The sequence below is a fragment of the Streptomyces sp. TM32 genome (assembly GCF_004122755.1).
Lineage (GTDB): Bacteria > Actinomycetota > Actinomycetes > Streptomycetales > Streptomycetaceae > Streptomyces > Streptomyces sioyaensis.
Map to the genome: position 1 here is coordinate 1 of NZ_SDIG01000135.1, position 18,964 is coordinate 18,964.

Consider the following 18,964-nt stretch of genomic DNA (forward strand, 5'->3'; position numbering starts at 1 on the left):
CAAGACGACCGCATCGTCGTGAGCCCACCCCACCCCCATGAGCCCACTCGACCGTTCTGAGGCCGCCCCACCGGCATCGGGACGCCCACCGGCATGAGCCACCCGTAGCCACCCTCCTCATGCGGTGGCCCCCGTCCTCATGCGATGCGATCCGGACTTGATCCGGTGTGGCTTCGCCGGCTGCCGGGAGGGGGTGGGCACGTGGTGGTTCACCCGTTCAGCCGTAGCGGGGCGGATCAATTCTCTCCGGTGTCACGCCGGCCTCAAACGGCCCGGGTTCCGAGGCGGCATCCTTGAGCAGCGACGATCAGTACGCCGGCGAGAACGATCAGTACGACAGAGAGATCATCGGGCAGCGGTCAGTGAATTCGCTGCATTCCTTCGTCCGAGCGAATTCCGAGCGGCCTCGGCCTTTTGATCTTCGCCGCTACCGGCGAATTCCCTTTGACGCGTACTGTTTTGATCAACCGCGGCTCCCTACAATCCGTCCACATCTTGCTCAGGACGCCTGAGCGTGCTTCCGCGCGCCCATGTGCCAAACGTCAAGGAGGACGAATGGCGGGGCCTTACACCCCTCAGTTGCTTGACACCCCCACTTTTCTGGCCGGGCCGTCTCTTACGGCGGGCAACCGCGGCATCGTGCTGGTGATCGCCGTGGTCGCCCTGGCGGCGCTGGCTGTCGCGGCGGTGCTGGTCCGCCAAGTGCTCGCGGCCGGTGAGGGAACCGACAGTATGAAGAAGATCGCGGCGGCCGTGCAGGAAGGCGCAAATGCCTACCTGGCACGGCAGTTGCGGACCCTCGGCGTATTCGCCGTCGTGGTGTTCTTCCTGCTCATGCTGCTTCCTGCGGACAATTGGACGCAGCGCGCCGGACGTAGCGCCTTCTTCTTGATCGGCGCCGGATTCTCGGCGGCCACCGGCTATATCGGCATGTGGCTCGCCGTGCGCAGCAATGTGCGCGTGGCCGCTGCCGCCCGGGAAGCCACTCCGGCCGAGGGGGACACCGAGAAAAAGGATCTTACGGCCGTCTCCCACAAGGCGATGAAGATCGCATTCCGTACGGGTGGCGTCGTCGGTATGTTCACCGTGGGGCTGGGCCTGCTCGGCGCGTCCTGCGTGGTGCTCGTGTACGCGGTCGACGCGCCCAAGGTGCTGGAGGGCTTCGGTCTCGGCGCCGCGCTGATCGCGATGTTCATGAGGGTCGGCGGCGGCATCTTCACCAAGGCCGCGGACGTCGGCGCCGACCTCGTCGGCAAGGTCGAGCAGGGCATTCCCGAGGACGACCCGCGCAACGCCGCGACCATCGCGGACAACGTGGGCGACAACGTCGGTGACTGCGCCGGTATGGCTGCCGACCTCTTCGAGTCGTACGCGGTGACCCTGGTCGCCGCCCTCATCCTGGGCATGGCGGCCTTCGGCGACGCCGGGCTCGCCTTCCCGCTGCTGGTCCCGGCGATCGGGGTGCTCACCGCGATGGTCGGCATCTTCGTCGTCGCGCCCCGGCGCCGCGACCGCAGCGGCATGACGGCGATCAACCGCGGGTTCTTCGTCTCCGCGGGCATCTCGCTGGTTCTGGTGGCCGCCGCGGTGTTCACCTACCTGCCGTCCCGTTACAGCGACCTGACCGGCGTCACCGACCCCGGCATCCTGGGCCGGATCGGCGACCCGCGGATGCTGGCGCTGGTGGCGGTCGCCATCGGCATCGTGCTCGCCGCGCTGATCCAGCAGCTGACCGGCTACTTCACCGAGACCACCCGGCGTCCCGTACGGGACATCGGGAAGACCTCGCTGACCGGCCCGGCCACCGTCGTGCTCTCCGGCATCTCGATCGGCCTGGAGTCGGCGGTCTACTCGGCGGTGCTGATCGGTCTGGCCGTCTACGGGGCGTACCTGCTGGGCGGGGCCTCCATCATGCTGGCGCTGTTCGCGGTGGCGCTGGCCGGTACCGGCCTGCTGACCACCGTCGGCGTGATCGTGGCGATGGACACCTTCGGTCCGGTCTCCGACAACGCCCAGGGCATCGCGGAGATGTCCGGCGATGTCACGGGTGACGGCGCGCAGGTGCTCACCGACCTGGACGCGGTCGGCAACACCACCAAGGCCATCACCAAGGGCATCGCCATCGCGACGGCCGTACTGGCCGCGGCCGCGCTCTTCGGCTCCTACCGGGACGCGATCGCCACCGCCGTCCAGGGCGTCGGCACCGCCGCCAGTGGCATGGGCCTGAGTCTGGACATCTCGCAGCCCAACAACCTGGTCGGGCTGGTCCTCGGCGCCTCGGTCGTCTTCCTGTTCTCGGGGCTGGCGATCAACGCGGTGTCGCGGTCGGCGGGAGCGGTCGTCTTCGAGGTGCGCCGGCAGTTCCGCGAGCACCCCGGAATCATGGACTACACCGAGAAGCCCCAGTACGGACGGGTCGTCGACATCTGCACCAAGGACGCGTTGCGTGAGCTCGCCACTCCCGGGCTGCTGGCGGTGCTCACCCCCATCGCGGTCGGCTTCTCGCTCGGCGTCGGCGCGCTCGGCTCTTTCCTGGCCGGCGCGATCGGCACCGGCACGCTGATGGCGGTCTTCCTCGCCAACTCCGGTGGCGCGTGGGACAACGCCAAGAAGCTCGTCGAGGACGGCCACCACGGAGGCAAGGGCAGCGAGGCGCATGCCGCGACGGTCATCGGAGACACCGTGGGTGACCCGTTCAAGGACACCGCGGGCCCGGCGATCAACCCGCTGCTGAAGGTCATGAACCTGGTGGCGCTGCTGATCGCGCCGGCTGTGGTGAAGTTCTCATACGGGCAGGACAAGAGCGTCGGCGTACGGCTCGTGGTCGCCTTGCTGGCGATCGCCGTCATCGTCGGCGCGGTCTACGTCTCCAAGCGGCGGGGAATCGCCGTGGGTGACGAAGACAACTCCGAAGATCCCGAAGGCATCGCCAAATCGGTCAAGACGGTGGTGGCTTCCTAGCCGGCAAGGATCGCCGGAAGGGCGCGCGGACCGCTCAACTGGGCGGGTGGACGGCGTTTTTTGCGGACGCCGGCCACCCGCCTTCCGTGTGCTCGGGTGGCCCTGCGGAGCTTGGTGCAAATGGCTGCAATGAGGACAGGCCGGGATGGCCGACCCGTTGCCCAGGCCCTTTGGACGTGTATGTTCCGGGGCCGAGAGCCATGGAAGGGACCAATCCGGTGAACAAGAAGCTTGTGGCTGCACTGTCCGGCGGTGCGGCACTGGTGCTCACGCTGACCGGCTGTAGTGACGACAGCCAGAAGAAGCTCAACAACTGGGCGAAGAGTTTCTGCGACCCTGCGCAGGCTCAGTTCAAGCAGATCCAGGACGCCAACGGCGCCATGCAGACGGCCGACAACGGCAGCACGGACTCCAAGAAGGTCCAGCAGACCGACTCCGCGGCCTTCCAGAAGATTTCGCAGGCCTACGCCTCGCTGGCCACGTCCCTGGAGAAGGCCGGGCCGCCGCCCACCGATCAGGGCAAGCAGGCCCAGCAGAACGCCGTCAAGGAGCTCAACTCGCTGTCCAAGGGATATGCGGACCTCCAGAAGCAGGTCAAGGCTCTGGACACCTCGGACAAGCTGAAGTTCGCGGACGGTCTGCGCGATCTCTCCAACGGCATCAACAAGCTCAACAAGCAGAGCGAGGCGGCCTTCAAGAACCTGGAGGCCGGCGACGTCGGCACGGCGATGGCCAACCAGAAGGGCTGTCAGAACCCGGCCGCGTCCGGCTCCCCGGCCCCCACGCAGTCCAAGAAGGCGTAGCGGCCCGGGGACGGCAGGGACGGACGAACTGCCTGCGGACCGCGGTGCACGCGGACCCGTCACGGCTTGGGACGGCCCGGCGACGCGCCCGGAAAGGGCATGGCGCCGGGCCGTCGCCGATTGTCGGTGGCAGGGCCGACAATGGTGGCGTGAGTACGCACCTCCCCACCGCAGATGTCCAGGACCCCGAGAGCAGCGCCCGCACCGCCCGGCTGCGCGAGGCGCTGCTGGCCGCCGACTTCACCGCCGACGGGCTGCTGGAGCTGCTCGGCGCCCCGGCCTATGCCGCGCTGGCGCGCAGCGAGACCGTCCCCGCGGTGCGGGCGACGCGCGGCGACGGCCCGCTGGAGACCCTGGTGCGGCTGTTCCTGCTGCAGCGTCCGGTGGCGCTGCCGCGGGCCCGGGCCGCGCTGCCGGTCGCGGACTGCCTCGCCGACGGCTGGCTGGTGCAGGACGGCGACGAGCTGCGCGCCAGTGTGGACGTCCGTCCGTACGGCGGCCCCGAGGGGCAGGACTGGTGGATCGTCTCCGATCTGGGGTGTGCGGTCGGTGGCGCCGGCGGCATCCGGGGCGACGGGGACACGGACCGCGCTCAGCTGGTGCTCGGCGTCGGCGGCGCCTCCACGACCCTCGCGGGCCTCACCGTGCGCCGCCCGGTCGCCACGGCTCTCGACCTCGGTACGGGCTCCGGCATCCAGGCGCTGCACGCCGCCCAGCACGCGACCCGGGTCACCGCCACGGACCTCAACCCCCGGGCGCTGCGGATCGCCGCGCTGACGCTGGCGCTCTCCGGGGCCGGGGCGGCGGATCTGCGGGAGGGCTCGCTGTTCGAGCCCGTCGGGCAGGAGACGTACGACCTGATCGTGTCCAACCCCCCGTTCGTGATCTCGCCGGGCGCCCGCCTGACGTACCGCGACGGGGGCATGGGCGGCGACGACCTGTGCCGCACGCTCGTCCAGCAGTCGGCCGCGCGGCTCAATGACGGCGGCTACTGCCAGCTGCTGGCCAACTGGCAGCACGTGGCGGGCGAGGAGTGGCACGACCGGCTGCGCTCCTGGGTACCGCGCGGCTGCGACGCCTGGATCGTGCAGCGCGAGGTGCAGGACGTCACCCAGTACGCCGAGCTGTGGCTGCGGGACGCGGGCGACCACCGTGCCGGTGACGAGACGTACACCGCGCGGTACGACGCCTGGCTCGACGAGTTCGAGGCGCACAAGACCAAGGCCGTCGGCTTCGGCTGGATCACCCTGCGCAAGTCCGGGTCGGACACCCCGTCCATCACGGTCGAGGAATGGCCGCATCCGGTCGAACAGCCCCTGGGGGAGTCGGTCGTAGGGCACTTCGCCCGCCAGGACTACCTGCGGGCCACGGACGACGCGGCGCTGCTGGCCGCCCATTTCCGGCTCGCCGACGGGGTGGTGCAGGAGCAGGTCGGGCTGCCCGGGTCGGAGGACCCGGAGCATGTGGTGCTGCGTCAGAACCGCGGTATGCGGCGCGCGACGAAGGTGGACACGGTCGGCGCGGGCTTCGCCGGGGTGTGTGACGGCTCGCTGCCCGCCGGACGGATCCTGGACGCCATCGCCCAACTCGTCGGCGAGGACCCGGTCCTGCTGCGGGACCGCACCCCCTCCTCGATCCGGATGCTGGTCGAGCAGGGGTTCCTGGAGCCGGTGGCGGCGGGCGACTGACGCGAAGCGGGGGAGCGGTGCGGGACACGCGAAAGCCGTTCATCCGGCGTTCGCCCGGAGGCCGCCCTGGCGTGTCACGCTCCCCGCATGGAGAGTGGACCCGAGGCCTTCGCCGGTGCGGCATTCGCGCTGTTCGGCGGTGGGCTGCTGGCGTGGACGGGGCTGTGCATGCGGACCGGTATGCCGGTCGCCGACGGTGTCAGCCGTCCGGTCGCCACCGTGACGGCGCTGCTGTCCGGGGTGGTGTTCCTGACCACGGGCTGCTGGCTGCTGGCGGCGCTGTAGCCGCGGTCGTGTTGCCGACCTTCGCCGCCGCGCGGAAGCGCCGGCCTCAACTGCCCTGACGTGGCAGTACATTCACTTCCGGCCAGTTCCGCCGGAGTTGGCCGGTCTGTGGCGGTAAGCGGGAACTTTCCGGTGCCGTCAGCCATGTTCCTCAGTGCAGGTCTCAACAGGCCGGTCGGCCAACGGCCACCAGACCGGCAGGCGCACCGACACCTCAGTGAGGAACTCAGATGAACCGTGCACTTCGCTACGCCACCGTCGGCGTCATCGCCGTCACCCTGCTCGGCGGCGGCACCGCCGCGGCCTTCGCCGCGCCGCAGGACCTCCACTCGCCCTCCTCCGTCGTGGCCACCGCGCCGGCCGCCGCCAGCCTGACGGCCAAGGCCAGCGCGACCACGGTCAACGCCTGGCAGGAGTTCCGGATCTCCGGCGAAGCCAAGGGCCTCAAGGCCGGCACCAAGGTCACCGTCCAGCAGAAGCAGGGCACGAAGTGGGTCTCGCTGCCCGCCCAGACGCCGGTGAACTCCAGCGGCACCTACTCGGTGCGGGTCAAGCTCGGCCTCAAGGGCGTCAACCAGCTCCGTATGGGCGCCGGCAGCACCCTCTCGCCGGTGGTCAAGGTCACCGTCCGCTGATCCTGGACCGTCCGCTGACGCGGGACCGCTCCGCGGCCGCTCCGGCGGCCGCGCGCTAACCGACGACGTTGCGGGCGATCATCCACACCGCGGCAATGCCGAGCACCACGGCATTGCCGCGGGCCGTCACCCGCGGCCGGTACGTGCGCCCGCGCAGGCCCGCGACCAGCCAGCGCGTGACGGCATACGCCGCGACCGGCCCGCCGAGCGCGAGGAGCACGGCGTTGTCGTGGAAGGCCGTCAGCACGTCGCCGTGCATCAGGTCGTACGCCATCCGCGTCCCGCCGCACAGCGGGCACAGCAGCCCGGTGGCCCATTTGAAGGGGCAGGGGAGCAGCAGCTGCCCCGGCCGGTGCGGATCGGTGTGCCAGAGGTAGACGGCGGCGGGGACACCCAGCGCGAGCGCGATCGAGGCGGTGCGGAGGGCGCGCTTCCGGACCGTCGCCCCGGTGGGGCCCGCAGGCGCGGCGGGGCCCCACGGCTCCTCGGGGCTCACACGCTCAGCGACCTGGCGTAGTTGACCTGGTTGAGCACGAACATGACCTGCTCGCGGGACTGCACCGGGATCATCGTGGAGTGGTGCCGGCCGCCGCTGTTGACCGTGACCTGCACGAACCCGGTCGTCACCCGCTCCTTCATCAGCAGGAAGAGCAGACCGAGCAGACAGAAGAGGAAGAAGACCACGGCGAGCACGACCGCGTGCGTCGGCATCCTCTCCTCCGTCCGCGACATATCGGTCGCCGTCCACACCGCGCCCTTGAGCGGCATCGGCCCGGCAGGCGTCATGACCGTGTCGCCGCTGACCGCGATGTCGCCGAGCGACAGCAGCATTCCGCCGGGCTGGGCGCCGCCCTGGAATCCGCCGGGGGCCGGCTGCGGCGCGGCGGCCGGCGGGAAACCGGGCGCGGGCGGCTGCTGCGAGGCGGCCTGCGGATAGCCGTATCCGGGCTCCCCGGGGCGGCCGCCCTGCGGGAAGCCGTATCCGCCGCCCGCGGGCGCGCCGCTGTTCGGGGTGGCGTAAGGGTTCTGGCCGGGCCCGCCGGGCGACTGTTCCGGGGGCGGTCCGGGGTACTGGTTCGTCATGGGTGGTCCCCCCGAGGTACGTGATGACGGCCGTACTCGGCTCGAACGGCGAGCCGTGCCGTGTCCATCCTGCCAGCCCGCTCACATGCTGTATCAAGGCAATGACGGCATCCGTCGCCGCCCTGTGACGGTCGGCCGCCCGCGGACGGTGCGCCGGGCGACGCCGGGCGGGCGGCGAACCGTCGGGGATCCGTCACTGTGTGAGATCGCCGATGGTGCCGGGGCCGCGGTCCGCAGGAGTCCTCCGAGGTGGGCGCCGGGAAGCGGCGCCGGCCCGCCATGATCCACCGGCCCCGCTCCCGGCCCGCGGGGAACGCCTGGTGCGGTCCGGGCGGCATGAAGGCATGTAGTCGGGTTACCGTTCGAGTGGCGTTGCGGGGTTTTTCCGTTTGACACGGGGCCGGGAGGTACCGTCACACTCCGCAGCGTCAAGCGTCACCGCAGTGCGCCCCCAACGTCCGACCGGGGGGTATTCCCAGCGTCGACCGGAGAGAAGAGCGAAGTTGTCCCCGACCAGCGAGACCGCAGACGGCGGCGGCCGCCGACTCGTCATCGTCGAGTCGCCTGCCAAGGCGAAGACGATCAAGGGCTACCTCGGCCCTGGCTACGTGGTCGAGGCCAGCGTCGGGCACATCCGGGACCTGCCCAACGGTGCCGCGGAGGTCCCGGCGAAGTACAAGGGCGAGCCCTGGGCCCGTCTCGGTGTGAATGTCGATGCCGAGTTCCAGCCGATCTATGTGGTCAACAGCGATAAGAAGGACCAGGTCAAGAAGCTCAAGGAGCTGCTGGCCGAGTCCGATGAGCTCTATCTCGCCACAGATGAGGACCGCGAGGGCGAGGCCATCGCCTGGCACCTCCAGGAGATCCTCAAGCCCAAGGTCCCCGTCCACCGGATGGTCTTCCACGAGATCACCAAGGACGCGATCCGCGAGGCCGTCGCCAATCCGCGCGATCTGAACCAGAAGCTGGTCGACGCCCAGGAGACCCGCCGGATCCTCGACCGCCTCTACGGCTACGAGGTCTCGCCGGTCCTGTGGAAGAAGGTCATGCCGCGGCTGTCGGCCGGCCGGGTCCAGTCCGTGGCGACCCGGCTCGTCGTCGAGCGGGAGCGCGAGCGCATCGCCTTCCGCTCCGCCGAGTACTGGGACCTGACCGGCACCTTCGCCACCGGCCGGGCCGGATGGGGGTCCCCCCGGGCGAGCGAAGCCGAGGCTGGGGGAGCGAGCGACCCGTCGACCCTGACCGCCCGGCTGAACACCGTCGACGGCCGCCGTATCGCGCAGGGCCGTGACTTCGGTTCCAACGGGCAGCTCAAGAACGACGCCCTCCATCTGGACGAGGCGAACGCCCGCGCGCTCGCCGCCGCCCTGGAGCACACCGATTTCGCGGTGCGCTCGGTGGAGTCCAAGCCCTACCGCCGCTCGCCGTACGCCCCGTTCCGGACGACCACCCTCCAGCAGGAGGCCAGCCGCAAGCTCGGCTTCGGCGCCAAGGCCACGATGCAGGTGGCGCAGAAGCTGTACGAGAACGGCTTCATCACCTATATGCGTACGGACTCCACCACGCTCTCGGACACCGCGGTCGCCGCGGCCCGGGCGCAGGTGACGCACCTGTACGGCGCGAACTACCTGCCGGACAAGCCGCGCACGTACGCCGGCAAGGTCAAGAACGCCCAGGAGGCGCACGAGGCGATCCGCCCCTCCGGCGACCGCTTCCGCACCCCGGCCGAGACCGGTCTGACCGGCGACCAGTTCAAGCTCTACGAGCTGATCTGGAAGCGGACCGTCGCCTCGCAGATGAAGGACGCGACCGGTAACTCCGTCACCGTCAAGATCGGTGGCCGGGCCGCCGACGGCCGGGACGCCGAGTTCAGCGCGTCCGGCAAGACCATCACCTTCCACGGCTTCCTCAAGGCCTATGTGGAGGGCGCGGACGACCCGAACGCGGAGCTCGACGACCGCGAGCGCCGGCTGCCGCAGGTCGCCGAGGGCGACGCGCTGGCCGCGCGGGAGATCACCGCCGACGGGCACGCGACCAAGCCGCCGGCCCGCTACACCGAGGCCACGCTGGTCAAGGAGCTCGAAGAGCGCGAGATCGGCCGCCCGTCGACGTACGCGTCGATCATCGGCACGATCCTCGACCGCGGCTACGTCTTCAAGAAGGGCACCGCGCTCGTCCCGTCGTTCCTGTCCTTCGCGGTGGTCAACCTCCTGGAGAAGCACTTCGGCCGGCTGGTCGACTACGGCTTCACCGCCAAGATGGAGGACGACCTCGACCGCATCGCGCGCGGTGAGGCGCAGTCCGTGCCGTGGCTGCGGCGCTTCTACTTCGGCGAGGGCCATGGCGAGGGCGGCGCCGCGGACGCCGGCAACGGCGACGGCGACCACCTCGGCGGGCTCAAGGAACTGGTCGAGGACCTGGGCGCGATCGACGCCCGGGAGATCTCGTCCTTCCCGGTCAGCGAGGACATCAAGCTGAGGGTCGGCCGCTACGGCCCGTACGTCGAGCGCGGGGAGAAGGACGCCGAAGGCCATCAGCGCGCCGATGTCCCCGACGACCTGGCGCCCGACGAGCTGACGGTGGAGTACGCGGAGGAGCTGCTCGCCAAGCCGAGCGGCGACTTCGAGCTGGGCATGGACCCGGCCAGCGGCCACCAGATCGTCGCCAAGGACGGCCGCTACGGCCCGTACGTCACCGAGATCCTGCCCGAGGGCACCCCGAAGACCGGCAAGAACGCGGTCAAGCCGCGCACCGCCTCGCTCTTCAAGTCGATGTCGCTGGACACCGTGACCCTGGCGGACGCGCTCAAGCTGATGTCGTTGCCGCGCGTCGTCGGCAAGGACCCCGAGGGCGTCGAGATCACCGCGCAGAACGGCCGCTACGGCCCGTATCTGAAGAAGGGCACCGACTCGCGCTCCCTGGAGAGCGAGGAGCAGCTGTTCACCATCACCCTCGACGAGGCGCTGGCGATCTACGCCCAGCCCAAGCAGCGCGGGCGGGCCGCCGCCAAGCCGCCGCTGAAGGAGCTGGGCACGGACCCGGTCAGCGGCAAGCCGGTGGTGGTCAAGGACGGCCGCTTCGGTGCGTACGTCACCGACGGCGAGACCAACGCGACCCTGCGGCGGGACGACGACGTCGAGACGATCACCGCCGAGCGCGGCTACGAGCTGCTGGCGGAGAAGCGCGCCAAGGGGCCGGCGAAGAAGACCGCCAAGAAGGCGGCCAAGAAGGCGCCGGCCAAGAAGACGGCTGCGAAGAAGACGGCAGCCAAGAAGACCGCGGCGAAGAAGACCACCACGGCGAAGAAGACGACCGCCAAGAAGGCCACCGCGAAGACCGCGGCGGCGAAGAAGACGGCGGCGTCGGCCGAGGACTAGCCGAGGGCCGGCGGCGCTCCGGCGGACCGGCCGGACGCAAAACCGCAGGACAGGGGCGGGCCCGACGGATACGTTCCGTCGGGTCCGCCCATTTGTTCGGGCAGGCGCTCGACGGCGTGGCGTGTCCCGATAGGCTGGCGAGATGACGCGTGCCGAGCAGCCAACGGTCGTGACCCCCACTTCTGGCGCCCTAGCGGCGGATTCCCGCGAGCGCGCCGTGCGAGCCCTGCTCCGCTTCCCCCCACTGAAGCGATTGTGGAGCGCCCAGTTCGTCGGGGGTATCGGCGATGCCCTGTCCATGCTTGTCCTGGTACTCCTCGCCCTGCAGGCGGCGCTGTACGTACCCCTGGGGGGTGAGCCCGTCTTCGGCGGTGGCTATCGCGGTGCCGCCCTTGCGGTCACCGCGGTCTTCGCCGCCCGGATGCTGTCGACGCTGCTCTTCGGGGCCGTCCTGCTGGGCCCGCTCTCCGCGCTCACCGCGCCGTCGGGGCCGCTGGACCGGCGCTGGACGATGATCGGCGCGGATCTGCTGCGGCTCGCGCTGCTGGTCATCGCGCCCTTGTGGATCGACTGGGCGCCGGACAACGCACTGGCCTGGCTGCTGGTCACGGTCTTCGTCACCGGCGTCGCCGAACGCTTCTGGACCGTCGCGCGGGAGAGCGCGGCCCCCGGGCTGCTGCCCGCGCCGCCCCCGGAGGGCTCCGCCGTCCGCCCGCTCCCGGACAACATGGACGCCCTGCGCCGCCTCTCGCTGCGCACCGCCTTCGTCTCGCTGCCGATCGCGGCCGCCGTATTGGTGGTCGTCACGCTCGTCAGCAAGCTGCTGAGCACCGGCATCGACTGGTTCCACCTGCACCAGGCCGCGCTCGGCTCGTATGTCGCCGCCGGTCTGTTCGCTGCCTCCGTATCGATCCTCTACTTCATCGAACTCCCCGGGGTGCAGACGCCGCGGCCGCGCTCCCCTCTGGAGGGGTTGCGCCGCCCGAAGGCCACGGGAGCGAAGACCGCACAGCAGGCCCAGGGCGACAAGCCCGAGCAGGGCGCCGTCCGGGCGGCCGCCGACAAGGGCCGCACCGGCGCCATCCCGCTGCTCGTGACGACCTGCGCCGCGGTGGCCGCCGCGGTCGCCGCCGCCGTCTCGCTCGCCGTGCTGCACGGCTACGACCTGGCCGGCGGACCGGCCGCCTTCGCGCTGGTGGTGCTCGCGCTGACCGGCGGCACGGCCGTCGGCATCCGCGGCGCCCACCGCGTGCTGCCCGTCCTCTCCCGGCGCCGGCTGCTCGCCCTTGCGGTGGCCGCCACCGGCCTTTCGCTGCTGGCCATGGGGCTGGTCCCGGACGCGACGACGGTGCTGGTCCTCGCACTCCTGGCCGGTATCTGCGCCGGGACGGCCGCCAATACGGCGCACGTCCTGCTGGACCAGGAGTCCGAGGAGTCCCGTACCGCCCGCACGACCGAGCATCTGCACGCCGTCGTGCGGCTCTCGGTCGCGGTGGCCGCCATCGTCGCGCCGCTGCTCGCGGCCGTCATCGGCCCGCACCACCTCGGAAACGGCACCTTCACCTTCGCCTACGGCGGCGCCGCCTACACCCTGATGCTGACCGGCGCGCTGCTGCTGCCGGTCGCCGCCCTGGTCCTCGGCAAGGTCGACGACCGGCAGGGCGTGCCGCTGCGGCGCGATCTTCTGGAGGCGCTGCGCGGCGGTGATCCGGCCCAGGCGCCCGCCCCCACCGGCTTCTTCATCGCCCTCGAAGGCGGCGACGGCGCCGGCAAGTCCACCCAGGTCGAGGCGCTCGCGGAGTGGATCCGCGGCAAGGGCCACGAGGTCGTGGTGACCCGCGAGCCAGGCGCCACCGCGATCGGCAAGCGCCTGCGCTCGATCATCCTGGACGTCTCGACATCCGGGCTTTCGGACCGTGCGGAGGCGCTGATGTTCGCCGCCGACCGGGCCGAGCACGTCAACAGCGTCATCCGGCCCGCCCTGGAGCGCGGCGCGGTCGTCCTCACCGACCGGTACATCGACTCCTCGGTCGCCTACCAGGGAGCAGGGCGCAACCTCGCGCCCACGGAGATCGCCCGGATCTCGCGCTGGGCCACCGACGGCCTCGTCCCCCATCTGACCGTGCTGCTCGACATCTCCCCGGAGACCGCGCGGGAGCGCTTCACCGAGGCACCGGACCGGCTGGAGTCCGAGCCCGCCGCATTCCACCAGCGGGTGCGCGCCGGCTTCCTGACACTGGCCGCCGCCGACCCCGCGCGCTATCTGGTGGTCGACGCCGGTCAGGAGCCGGAAGCCGTCACCACCGTCGTACGGCACCGCCTCGACCAGGTGCTCCCGCTGTCCGAGGCCGAGATCCAGGCGCAGGTCGAGGCCCGTAAGGCCGCCGAGGAAGAGGCCCGCCGCAAGGCCGAGGAGGAGGCCGCGCGCAAGGCGGAGGAGGAGCGTCTGGAGCGCGAGCGCCAGGAACAGCTCGCCAAGCTGCGCGCCGAGGAAGAGGAGCGCAAGCGCCGCGAGGCCGAGGAGGCCAGGGCGCGCGAGGAGGCCCGCCAGGCGGAAGAGGCCCGCAAGCGCGCCGAGGAGGCGCGGCAGGCCGCGGAGGCGGAGCGGCAGCGCCGCGAGGCGGAGGAGCGCGCCCGCCAGGCCGAGCAGGAGCGGCTGCGCAAGCAGCACGAGGAAGAGGCGCGGCTGCGCAAGGAGGCCGAGGAGCGCCGCCTGGAGAAGCAGCGCAAGGCCGAGGCGGCCCTGGTCCGCGCCGAGGAGGCACGGCGGGCGGCCGCTGAGGAGGCGGCCGCGGCGGAGGCCAAGGCGGCGGCCGAGGCCAGGGCAGCGGACGAGGCGCCCACCGCGGAGACGCCGGTCGCGGATCTGCGCAAGCGGCTGGCGGAGAGCGCGCCCGAGGACTCCGCCGGTTCCGGTTCCGGTGCCTCCGGTTCCGGTGCGGACGCCGAGCGCACCGAAGCCCTGTCGTGGCCCGAGGCGCAGGGCGGCTCGCCGTCCGGTGCGGCGGACGAGACGGCCGTGCTGCCCTCGGTGCGGGACGCCCGGGACTCCGGGTACGACCGCGGAGCCGGCACGGACGCGGAGGAGACCGCCGTCCTGCCGCCCGTACGGGACTCGGGCGGACGGGACTCGGGCGGACGGGAATCCGGTGGACGGGGCGAGCACGGCCGGGACGGCGACCCCGCCGACCGCGTGCCGTCGTGGATGTTCCGCAAGGAGACACCGGAGGCGTCGGGGACGCGGGGGACGGCGAACGGCACGGCAGCGGGACGGCCGTCCGGCTCCCCGGCCGAGTCGCGCGTCGAGCGCACCCGCGAACTCCCGCAGATCGACCCGGAAACGGGCCGCCCCGTGGAGACCCCGCAGCGCAACCGCCCCCGCCCCGAATGGGCGGAGGAGACCCCGCTGGACGATCTGCCGACGCTCGCCGACGAGCTGCTGGGCGAGCACGAGGAGGACGAAACGGACGGCGGAGCGGGCGACAACGGCCGTCGCGGCGGCCGGGGACGGCGCCGCTAGCCGGCCCGGAAGGCGTCTGCCAACGGCCGTGGCCGCAGCCCGAAAGCTGCGGCCACGGCCGTTTTCCGGTCCTGGAGGGGTGCCCGCCGGGCGGCCTGCGCCGGCTTCCGCGTTCGTTTGTCGGTGGGGTGCACCACAATGGTTCAGGCGCGGAGCAATGCGTGGTGTGCGTGGCCGGGCGCAGGCACCCTCCCCACCCGCACTCCACACGCCACGAGCAGTACGGAACGGACAGGAACGGCGGACAGCGATGACGGTGTGGGACGACGTGGTCGGCCAGGACCGGGTGACGGCACAGCTGGCCGCGGCCGCGCGCGATGCGGATGCCCTCGTCACCGCGGAGCATGCCGCGGCCGTGGCCGGGTCCGGGCCCGGCCGCGAGGCGCAGCCGGAGCCGCCCGCCGAGGGGGGCAGCGCCTCCCAGATGACCCACGCCTGGCTTTTCACGGGCCCGCCCGGCTCCGGCCGGGCCACCGCGGCCCGGGCCTTCGCCGCCGCCCTGCAGTGCGTCAGCCCGGACCGCGCGGCAGAGACCGGTACCCCCGGCTGCGGCTTCTGCGACGGCTGCCACACGACCCTGGTCGGTACGCACGCCGACGTCGAGATCGTCCGCACGGACCTGCTGTCCATCGGCGTCAAGGAAACCCGCGATCTGGTCCGGCGGTCCTCCCTCTCCCCGGCCGGCGGTCGCTGGCAGGTGATCGTCCTGGAGGACGCCGACCGCCTCACCGAAGGCGCCGGCAACGTCCTCCTCAAGGCGGTGGAGGAGCCCGCCCCCCGTACGGTCTGGCTGCTCTGCGCCCCCTCCGTCGAGGACGTCCTGCCCACCATCCGCTCCCGCTGCCGCCAGCTGTCCCTGACCACGCCCCCGGTCGACGCCGTCGCCGAGGTCCTCGTCCGGCGGGACGGCATCGGGCCGGAGGCCGCCGCCCGGGCCGCCCGTGCCACCCAGGGACACATCGGCCGGGCCCGCCGCCTCGCCACCGACGAGCGCGCCCGCGCCCGCCGGGCCGCCGTGCTCAAACTCCCCCTGCGCGTCGACGACATCGGAGGCTGCCTCAAGGCAGCCCAGGAACTGATCGACGCCGCGGGCGAGGACGCCAAGCAGGTCGCCGAGGACGTCGACACCAAGGAGACCGAGGAGCTGCGCGCCGCACTCGGCGCCGCCTCGGGGACCGGCGGCCGGCTGCCGCGCGGCACGGCAGGCGCCATGAAGGAGCTCCAGGACCGGCAGAAGCGCCGCTCGACCCGTACCCAGCGCGACAGCCTCGACCTCGCCCTGGTCGACCTCACCGGCTTCTACCGCGACGTCCTCGCCCTCCAGCTGGGCGCCTCGGTGGCTCTCGCCAACGACGAGGTGCGCGACAGCGTCCAGCGCATCGCCACCACCTCGACCCCCGAACGCACCCTCCGCCGGATAGAAGCCGTCATCGCCTGCCGCGAGGCCCTGGACCGCAACGTGGCCCCCCTTCTCGCGGTCGAGGCCATGACGGCGGCCCTCCGCGCCGGCTGATCACCACCCCCGAACCAGGGGGCCACCACCCCGCACCCAGCCCGCCCACTCCAAGAAGCCCCACACGTAACGTCCCCGCCCGGATACTCTCCGTTCAGTAGCCGTCACTCCGCACCCACCGCCGAACACCGCCACTCCACTACGGGCCCCACGGCCCCCCTCCACGTCCCCCACGCCCCGGCACCCCGCCGGCCCGCAGCCCCCGCACTCCACCCGCACTCCACCTTCCAGGGACCGCACCGCACTCCAGATTCCAGGGACCGAGACCAAGGGACACCGCCCATGGCCACCAGCCGTCTGCTCCGCACCTCCGCCGCCGTCCTCGCGGCCACCGCTCTGCTGATCTCCGGCTGTTCCTCGGGGAGTTCGTCCCCCGGCGATGAGGCGGCCGTGGGCCGCACCACGGAGTCCGGTGCCCAGCGCCCCGCCGGCGATGCCACCCTTGCGCCCCTCCCGTCCTCCACCCCCGGCAACCTCCGCCCGTATTACGACCAGAAGCTGAAGTGGCATCCCTGCGGAGCGTCCGGATTCGAGTGCGCCACGATGAAGGCCCCGCTGGACTACGCCAAGCCCGACGCCGGCAACGATCTCAAGCTCGCGGTGGCCCGAAAGAAAGCCACCGGCCCCGGCAGCCGGATCGGCTCCCTGATGGTCAATCCCGGCGGTCCCGGTGGCTCGGCGATCGACTACCTCCAGCAGTACGCACCCCAGCCCGCCGCCGTCCGCGCCCGCTACGACATGGTGGCCATGGACCCGCGCGGCGTGGCCCGCAGCGCACCGGTCGAGTGCCTGAGCAACCAGCAGATGGACCGCTTCACCCAGACCGACCAGACCCCGGACTCACCCGCCGAGACCACCACGCTCGCCCACGCCTACCGCGCGTTCGCCAAGAGCTGCGCATCCCGCTCCGGCAAGCTGCTCCCGCATGTCTCCACCATCGAGGCCGCCCGCGACATGGACGTCCTGCGCGCCGTCCTGGGCGACGCGAAGCTCACCTACGTGGGCGCTTCCTACGGCACCTTCCTCGGCGCGACCTACGCCGGCCTCTACCCCTCCCGCGTCGGCCGTATGGTCCTCGACGGGGCCATGAACCCGGCGCTGGACTCCCGCACCACCAACCTCGACCAGACCGCCGGCTTCAACACCGCCTTCACGGCCTTCGCCGCGGACTGCATCAAGCACAAGGACTGCCCACTCGGCACGAAGAGCACCGCGGATGCCGAGCAGCAGATGTCCGCCCTCTTCAAGAAGCTCGATGCCCACCCGGCAGCCACGGGACAGGCCCGAAAGCTCACCGAATCCCTCGCCACCACGGGCGTCATCGCCGCCATGTACGACCAACGGGCCTGGCCCGTCCTGCGCGAATACCTCGCCGAGGCCAAGGCCGGCGACGGCCGCGGGCTGCTCACCCTCTCCGACAGCTACTACGAGCGCGACCCGAACGGCACCTACAGCAACCAGATGTACGCCAACCCCGCCGTCAACTGCCTCGACCTCGCGTCCGCCTTCCGCAACCCCGACCAGGTCCGCGCCGCCCTGCCCAGCTTCCGCAAGGCCTCCCCGGTCTTCGGCGAAAGCTTCGCCTGGGCCGCCCTGAACTGCGCGTACTGGCCGGTCAAGCCCACCGGTACGGCCCACCGCATCGAGGCCAAGGGCGCCGCCCCGATCCTCGTCGTCGGCACCACCCGCGACCCGGCCACCCCTTACGCCTGGGCCAAGGCCCTCGCCGGCCAGCTCTCCAGCGCCACCCTCCTCACCTACGAGGGCGACGGCCACACCGCCTACGGCCGCGGCAGCGACTGCATCAACACCGCGATCAACACCTACCTCCTCGACGGCACCGTCCCCCCGAAGGGCAAACGCTGCAAGTGATCCGCACCACACCGCCCACACCGCTTCCAGCCAACCGCTGACCAGCCCCTAAACCGGTTACAGAGCACCCCTCAACGATGTGTAGACTGGGCCGCGCACCACGCCGCCTTAGCTCAGTTGGCCAGAGCAACGCACTCGTAATGCGTAGGTCTCGGGTTCGAATCCCGAAGGCGGCTCAGTGAAAAGGCCAGGTCACATAGCCCGTGACCTGGCCTTTTGCGTTGCTCTGGGCATGACGCGTCACACGGCCGTGGTGCCGCGAGATGGCTTGTGTGAGCGATGCGTGAGCGGGGGCGCTCGGAGACCTACTTCTTGGGCTTCCGGAGCTTGGCCTTCATGTCGGCCTTGGGCTGGGCTTTCGCCTTGTTCTTCGGCTTGCCGCCCTTGCCCTTTCCGGCGTTCTTCGTCGCGGCCTTCTTGGCCTTCTCCTTCTTCGCGGCCCTGCGGGCCGCCTTCTCCGCCTCGGTCTTGCGCTGAAGCGGGACCAGCTTCGCCGTCGCCTCGGCGGCGCTCTTGCCGACCTGGGGCAGGACGCTCTGGTAGATGTCCCGTGTGGTGCGGGTGTCGCTGTGCCCGAGCGTATCCGACACGATCTTGATGTCGATGTCGGCGGCCAGCATGAGCGTTGCTGCGCCGTGGCGCAGGTCGTGCAGCCGGATCGGCGGGAGGCCGGAGGCGGCGACGAGGCGCTCGAAGAGGTCGGTCACCTTGCCCGGATGCAGCCAGGAGCCGTCTTCCTGAGTGAAGACGTGGCCGGTCTCGACCCAGGCCGAGCCCCACTCCGCGCGGTCCGCTTCCTGCCGCTCGCGGTGCCGCTTCAGGACATCGACGGTGTCGTCGTCGAGCGCGACCACGCGATAGCCGCTGACCACGGCCTCACCCCAGAACTCACAGACCTCGCGCAACGCCAGCCGAAGGAGGAGACCCGCCGCACCCTGGCCAGCGACGTACGAGCCGCCATCCCCGAACACGCCGAGCAGATCCTCGCCGACACCGGCTGGCCGGCCCTCGCCACCGTCCTCGTCGACGCCGAAGCCCGCGGCCACAAACCCCACCAACTCCTCAAGGAAGCAGCCGCCCAGCGCGAACTGGCCACCGCTCGCCAACCCGCCCGCGTCCTGATCACCCGCATCCAGCACACCGGACGCAACCCCATCCCCAACCGCCGCGCCGCAGCAGCCCGCCCCCGCACCACACGGGACATCTACCAGAGCGTCCTGCCCCAGG

At 71.5% G+C, this 18,964-nt stretch carries 11 protein-coding genes, 1 tRNA gene and 2 pseudogenes; 11 read left to right on the plus strand and 3 right to left on the minus strand.

Annotated features, from left to right (window positions below; all coding sequences use genetic code 11):
- Nucleotides 1–555: 555 nt before the first annotated feature.
- The 5 genes from EST92_RS24210 to EST92_RS24230 all read left to right on the plus strand — a co-directional run bounded on the left by EST92_RS24210 (nt 556) and on the right by EST92_RS24230 (nt 6,372).
- Complete coding sequence (locus tag EST92_RS24210; protein ID WP_129282914.1) at nt 556–2,961, plus strand: sodium-translocating pyrophosphatase; 2,406 nt, start codon at nt 556–558, stop codon at nt 2,959–2,961.
- A gap of 218 nt (nt 2,962–3,179) precedes the next feature.
- The gene (locus EST92_RS24215) at nt 3,180–3,764 is read left to right on the plus strand and encodes a small secreted protein (protein WP_129282915.1); all 585 of its coding nucleotides are present in this window, start codon (nt 3,180–3,182) and stop codon (nt 3,762–3,764) included.
- A 149-nt stretch (nt 3,765–3,913) separates the two neighbouring features.
- On the plus strand, nt 3,914–5,452 hold the full coding sequence (locus tag EST92_RS24220) for a methyltransferase (protein ID WP_129282916.1): 1,539 nt from the start codon (nt 3,914–3,916) through the stop codon (nt 5,450–5,452).
- 87 nt (nt 5,453–5,539) lie between these two features.
- Nucleotides 5,540–5,737 carry a hypothetical protein gene (locus tag EST92_RS24225; protein ID WP_129282917.1) on the plus strand — a complete coding sequence of 66 codons (198 nt, stop codon included), beginning with the start codon at nt 5,540–5,542 and terminating at the stop codon, nt 5,735–5,737.
- 230 nt (nt 5,738–5,967) lie between these two features.
- Nucleotides 5,968–6,372 carry a hypothetical protein gene (locus EST92_RS24230; protein WP_129282918.1) on the plus strand — a complete coding sequence of 135 codons (405 nt, stop codon included), beginning with the start codon at nt 5,968–5,970 and terminating at the stop codon, nt 6,370–6,372.
- Between the two features lie 55 nt (nt 6,373–6,427).
- Here the strand turns inward: EST92_RS24230 and EST92_RS24235 are convergent, their stop codons facing one another.
- Complete coding sequence (locus EST92_RS24235) at nt 6,428–6,868, minus strand: DUF2752 domain-containing protein (protein WP_129282919.1); 441 nt, start codon at nt 6,866–6,868, stop codon at nt 6,428–6,430.
- Nucleotides 6,865–7,455, minus strand: coding sequence for a hypothetical protein (locus EST92_RS24240; protein ID WP_129282920.1), 591 nt, complete (start codon nt 7,453–7,455; stop codon nt 6,865–6,867). The genes EST92_RS24235 and EST92_RS24240 overlap by 4 nt, the downstream gene beginning before the upstream one ends.
- 503 nt (nt 7,456–7,958) lie before the next feature.
- On the opposite strand from EST92_RS24240, the gene topA reads away from it, so the two are divergent.
- The 5 genes from topA (at nt 7,959) to EST92_RS24265 (ending at nt 17,913) form a co-directional block, all read left to right on the plus strand.
- Nucleotides 7,959–10,832 carry a type I DNA topoisomerase gene (gene topA, locus EST92_RS24245; RefSeq protein ID WP_129282921.1) on the plus strand — a complete coding sequence of 958 codons (2,874 nt, stop codon included), beginning with the start codon at nt 7,959–7,961 and terminating at the stop codon, nt 10,830–10,832.
- A 142-nt stretch (nt 10,833–10,974) separates the two neighbouring features.
- The gene (tmk, locus tag EST92_RS24250) at nt 10,975–14,352 is read left to right on the plus strand and encodes a dTMP kinase (protein ID WP_129282922.1); all 3,378 of its coding nucleotides are present in this window, start codon (nt 10,975–10,977) and stop codon (nt 14,350–14,352) included.
- 250 nt (nt 14,353–14,602) lie between these two features.
- Nucleotides 14,603–15,865 carry a DNA polymerase III subunit delta' gene (locus tag EST92_RS24255; protein ID WP_129282923.1) on the plus strand — a complete coding sequence of 421 codons (1,263 nt, stop codon included), beginning with the start codon at nt 14,603–14,605 and terminating at the stop codon, nt 15,863–15,865.
- A 282-nt stretch (nt 15,866–16,147) separates the two neighbouring features.
- Nucleotides 16,148–17,737: an alpha/beta hydrolase gene (locus EST92_RS24260; protein ID WP_129282924.1), complete on the plus strand. Its 1,590-nt coding sequence runs from the start codon at nt 16,148–16,150 to the stop codon at nt 17,735–17,737.
- 102 nt (nt 17,738–17,839) lie between these two features.
- Nucleotides 17,840–17,913, plus strand: a tRNA-Thr gene (locus tag EST92_RS24265).
- A 129-nt stretch (nt 17,914–18,042) separates the two neighbouring features.
- Here EST92_RS24265 and EST92_RS24270 read toward each other — a convergent pair.
- Nucleotides 18,043–18,603 (minus strand): annotated as a pseudogene (locus EST92_RS24270) (tyrosine-type recombinase/integrase); the annotation flags it as partial.
- Between EST92_RS24270 and EST92_RS24275 the strand changes: the two are divergent.
- Nucleotides 18,598–18,964: pseudogene (locus EST92_RS24275) on the plus strand (mobilization protein); the annotation flags it as partial. The pseudogenes EST92_RS24270 and EST92_RS24275 sit on opposite strands and share 6 nt — an antisense overlap.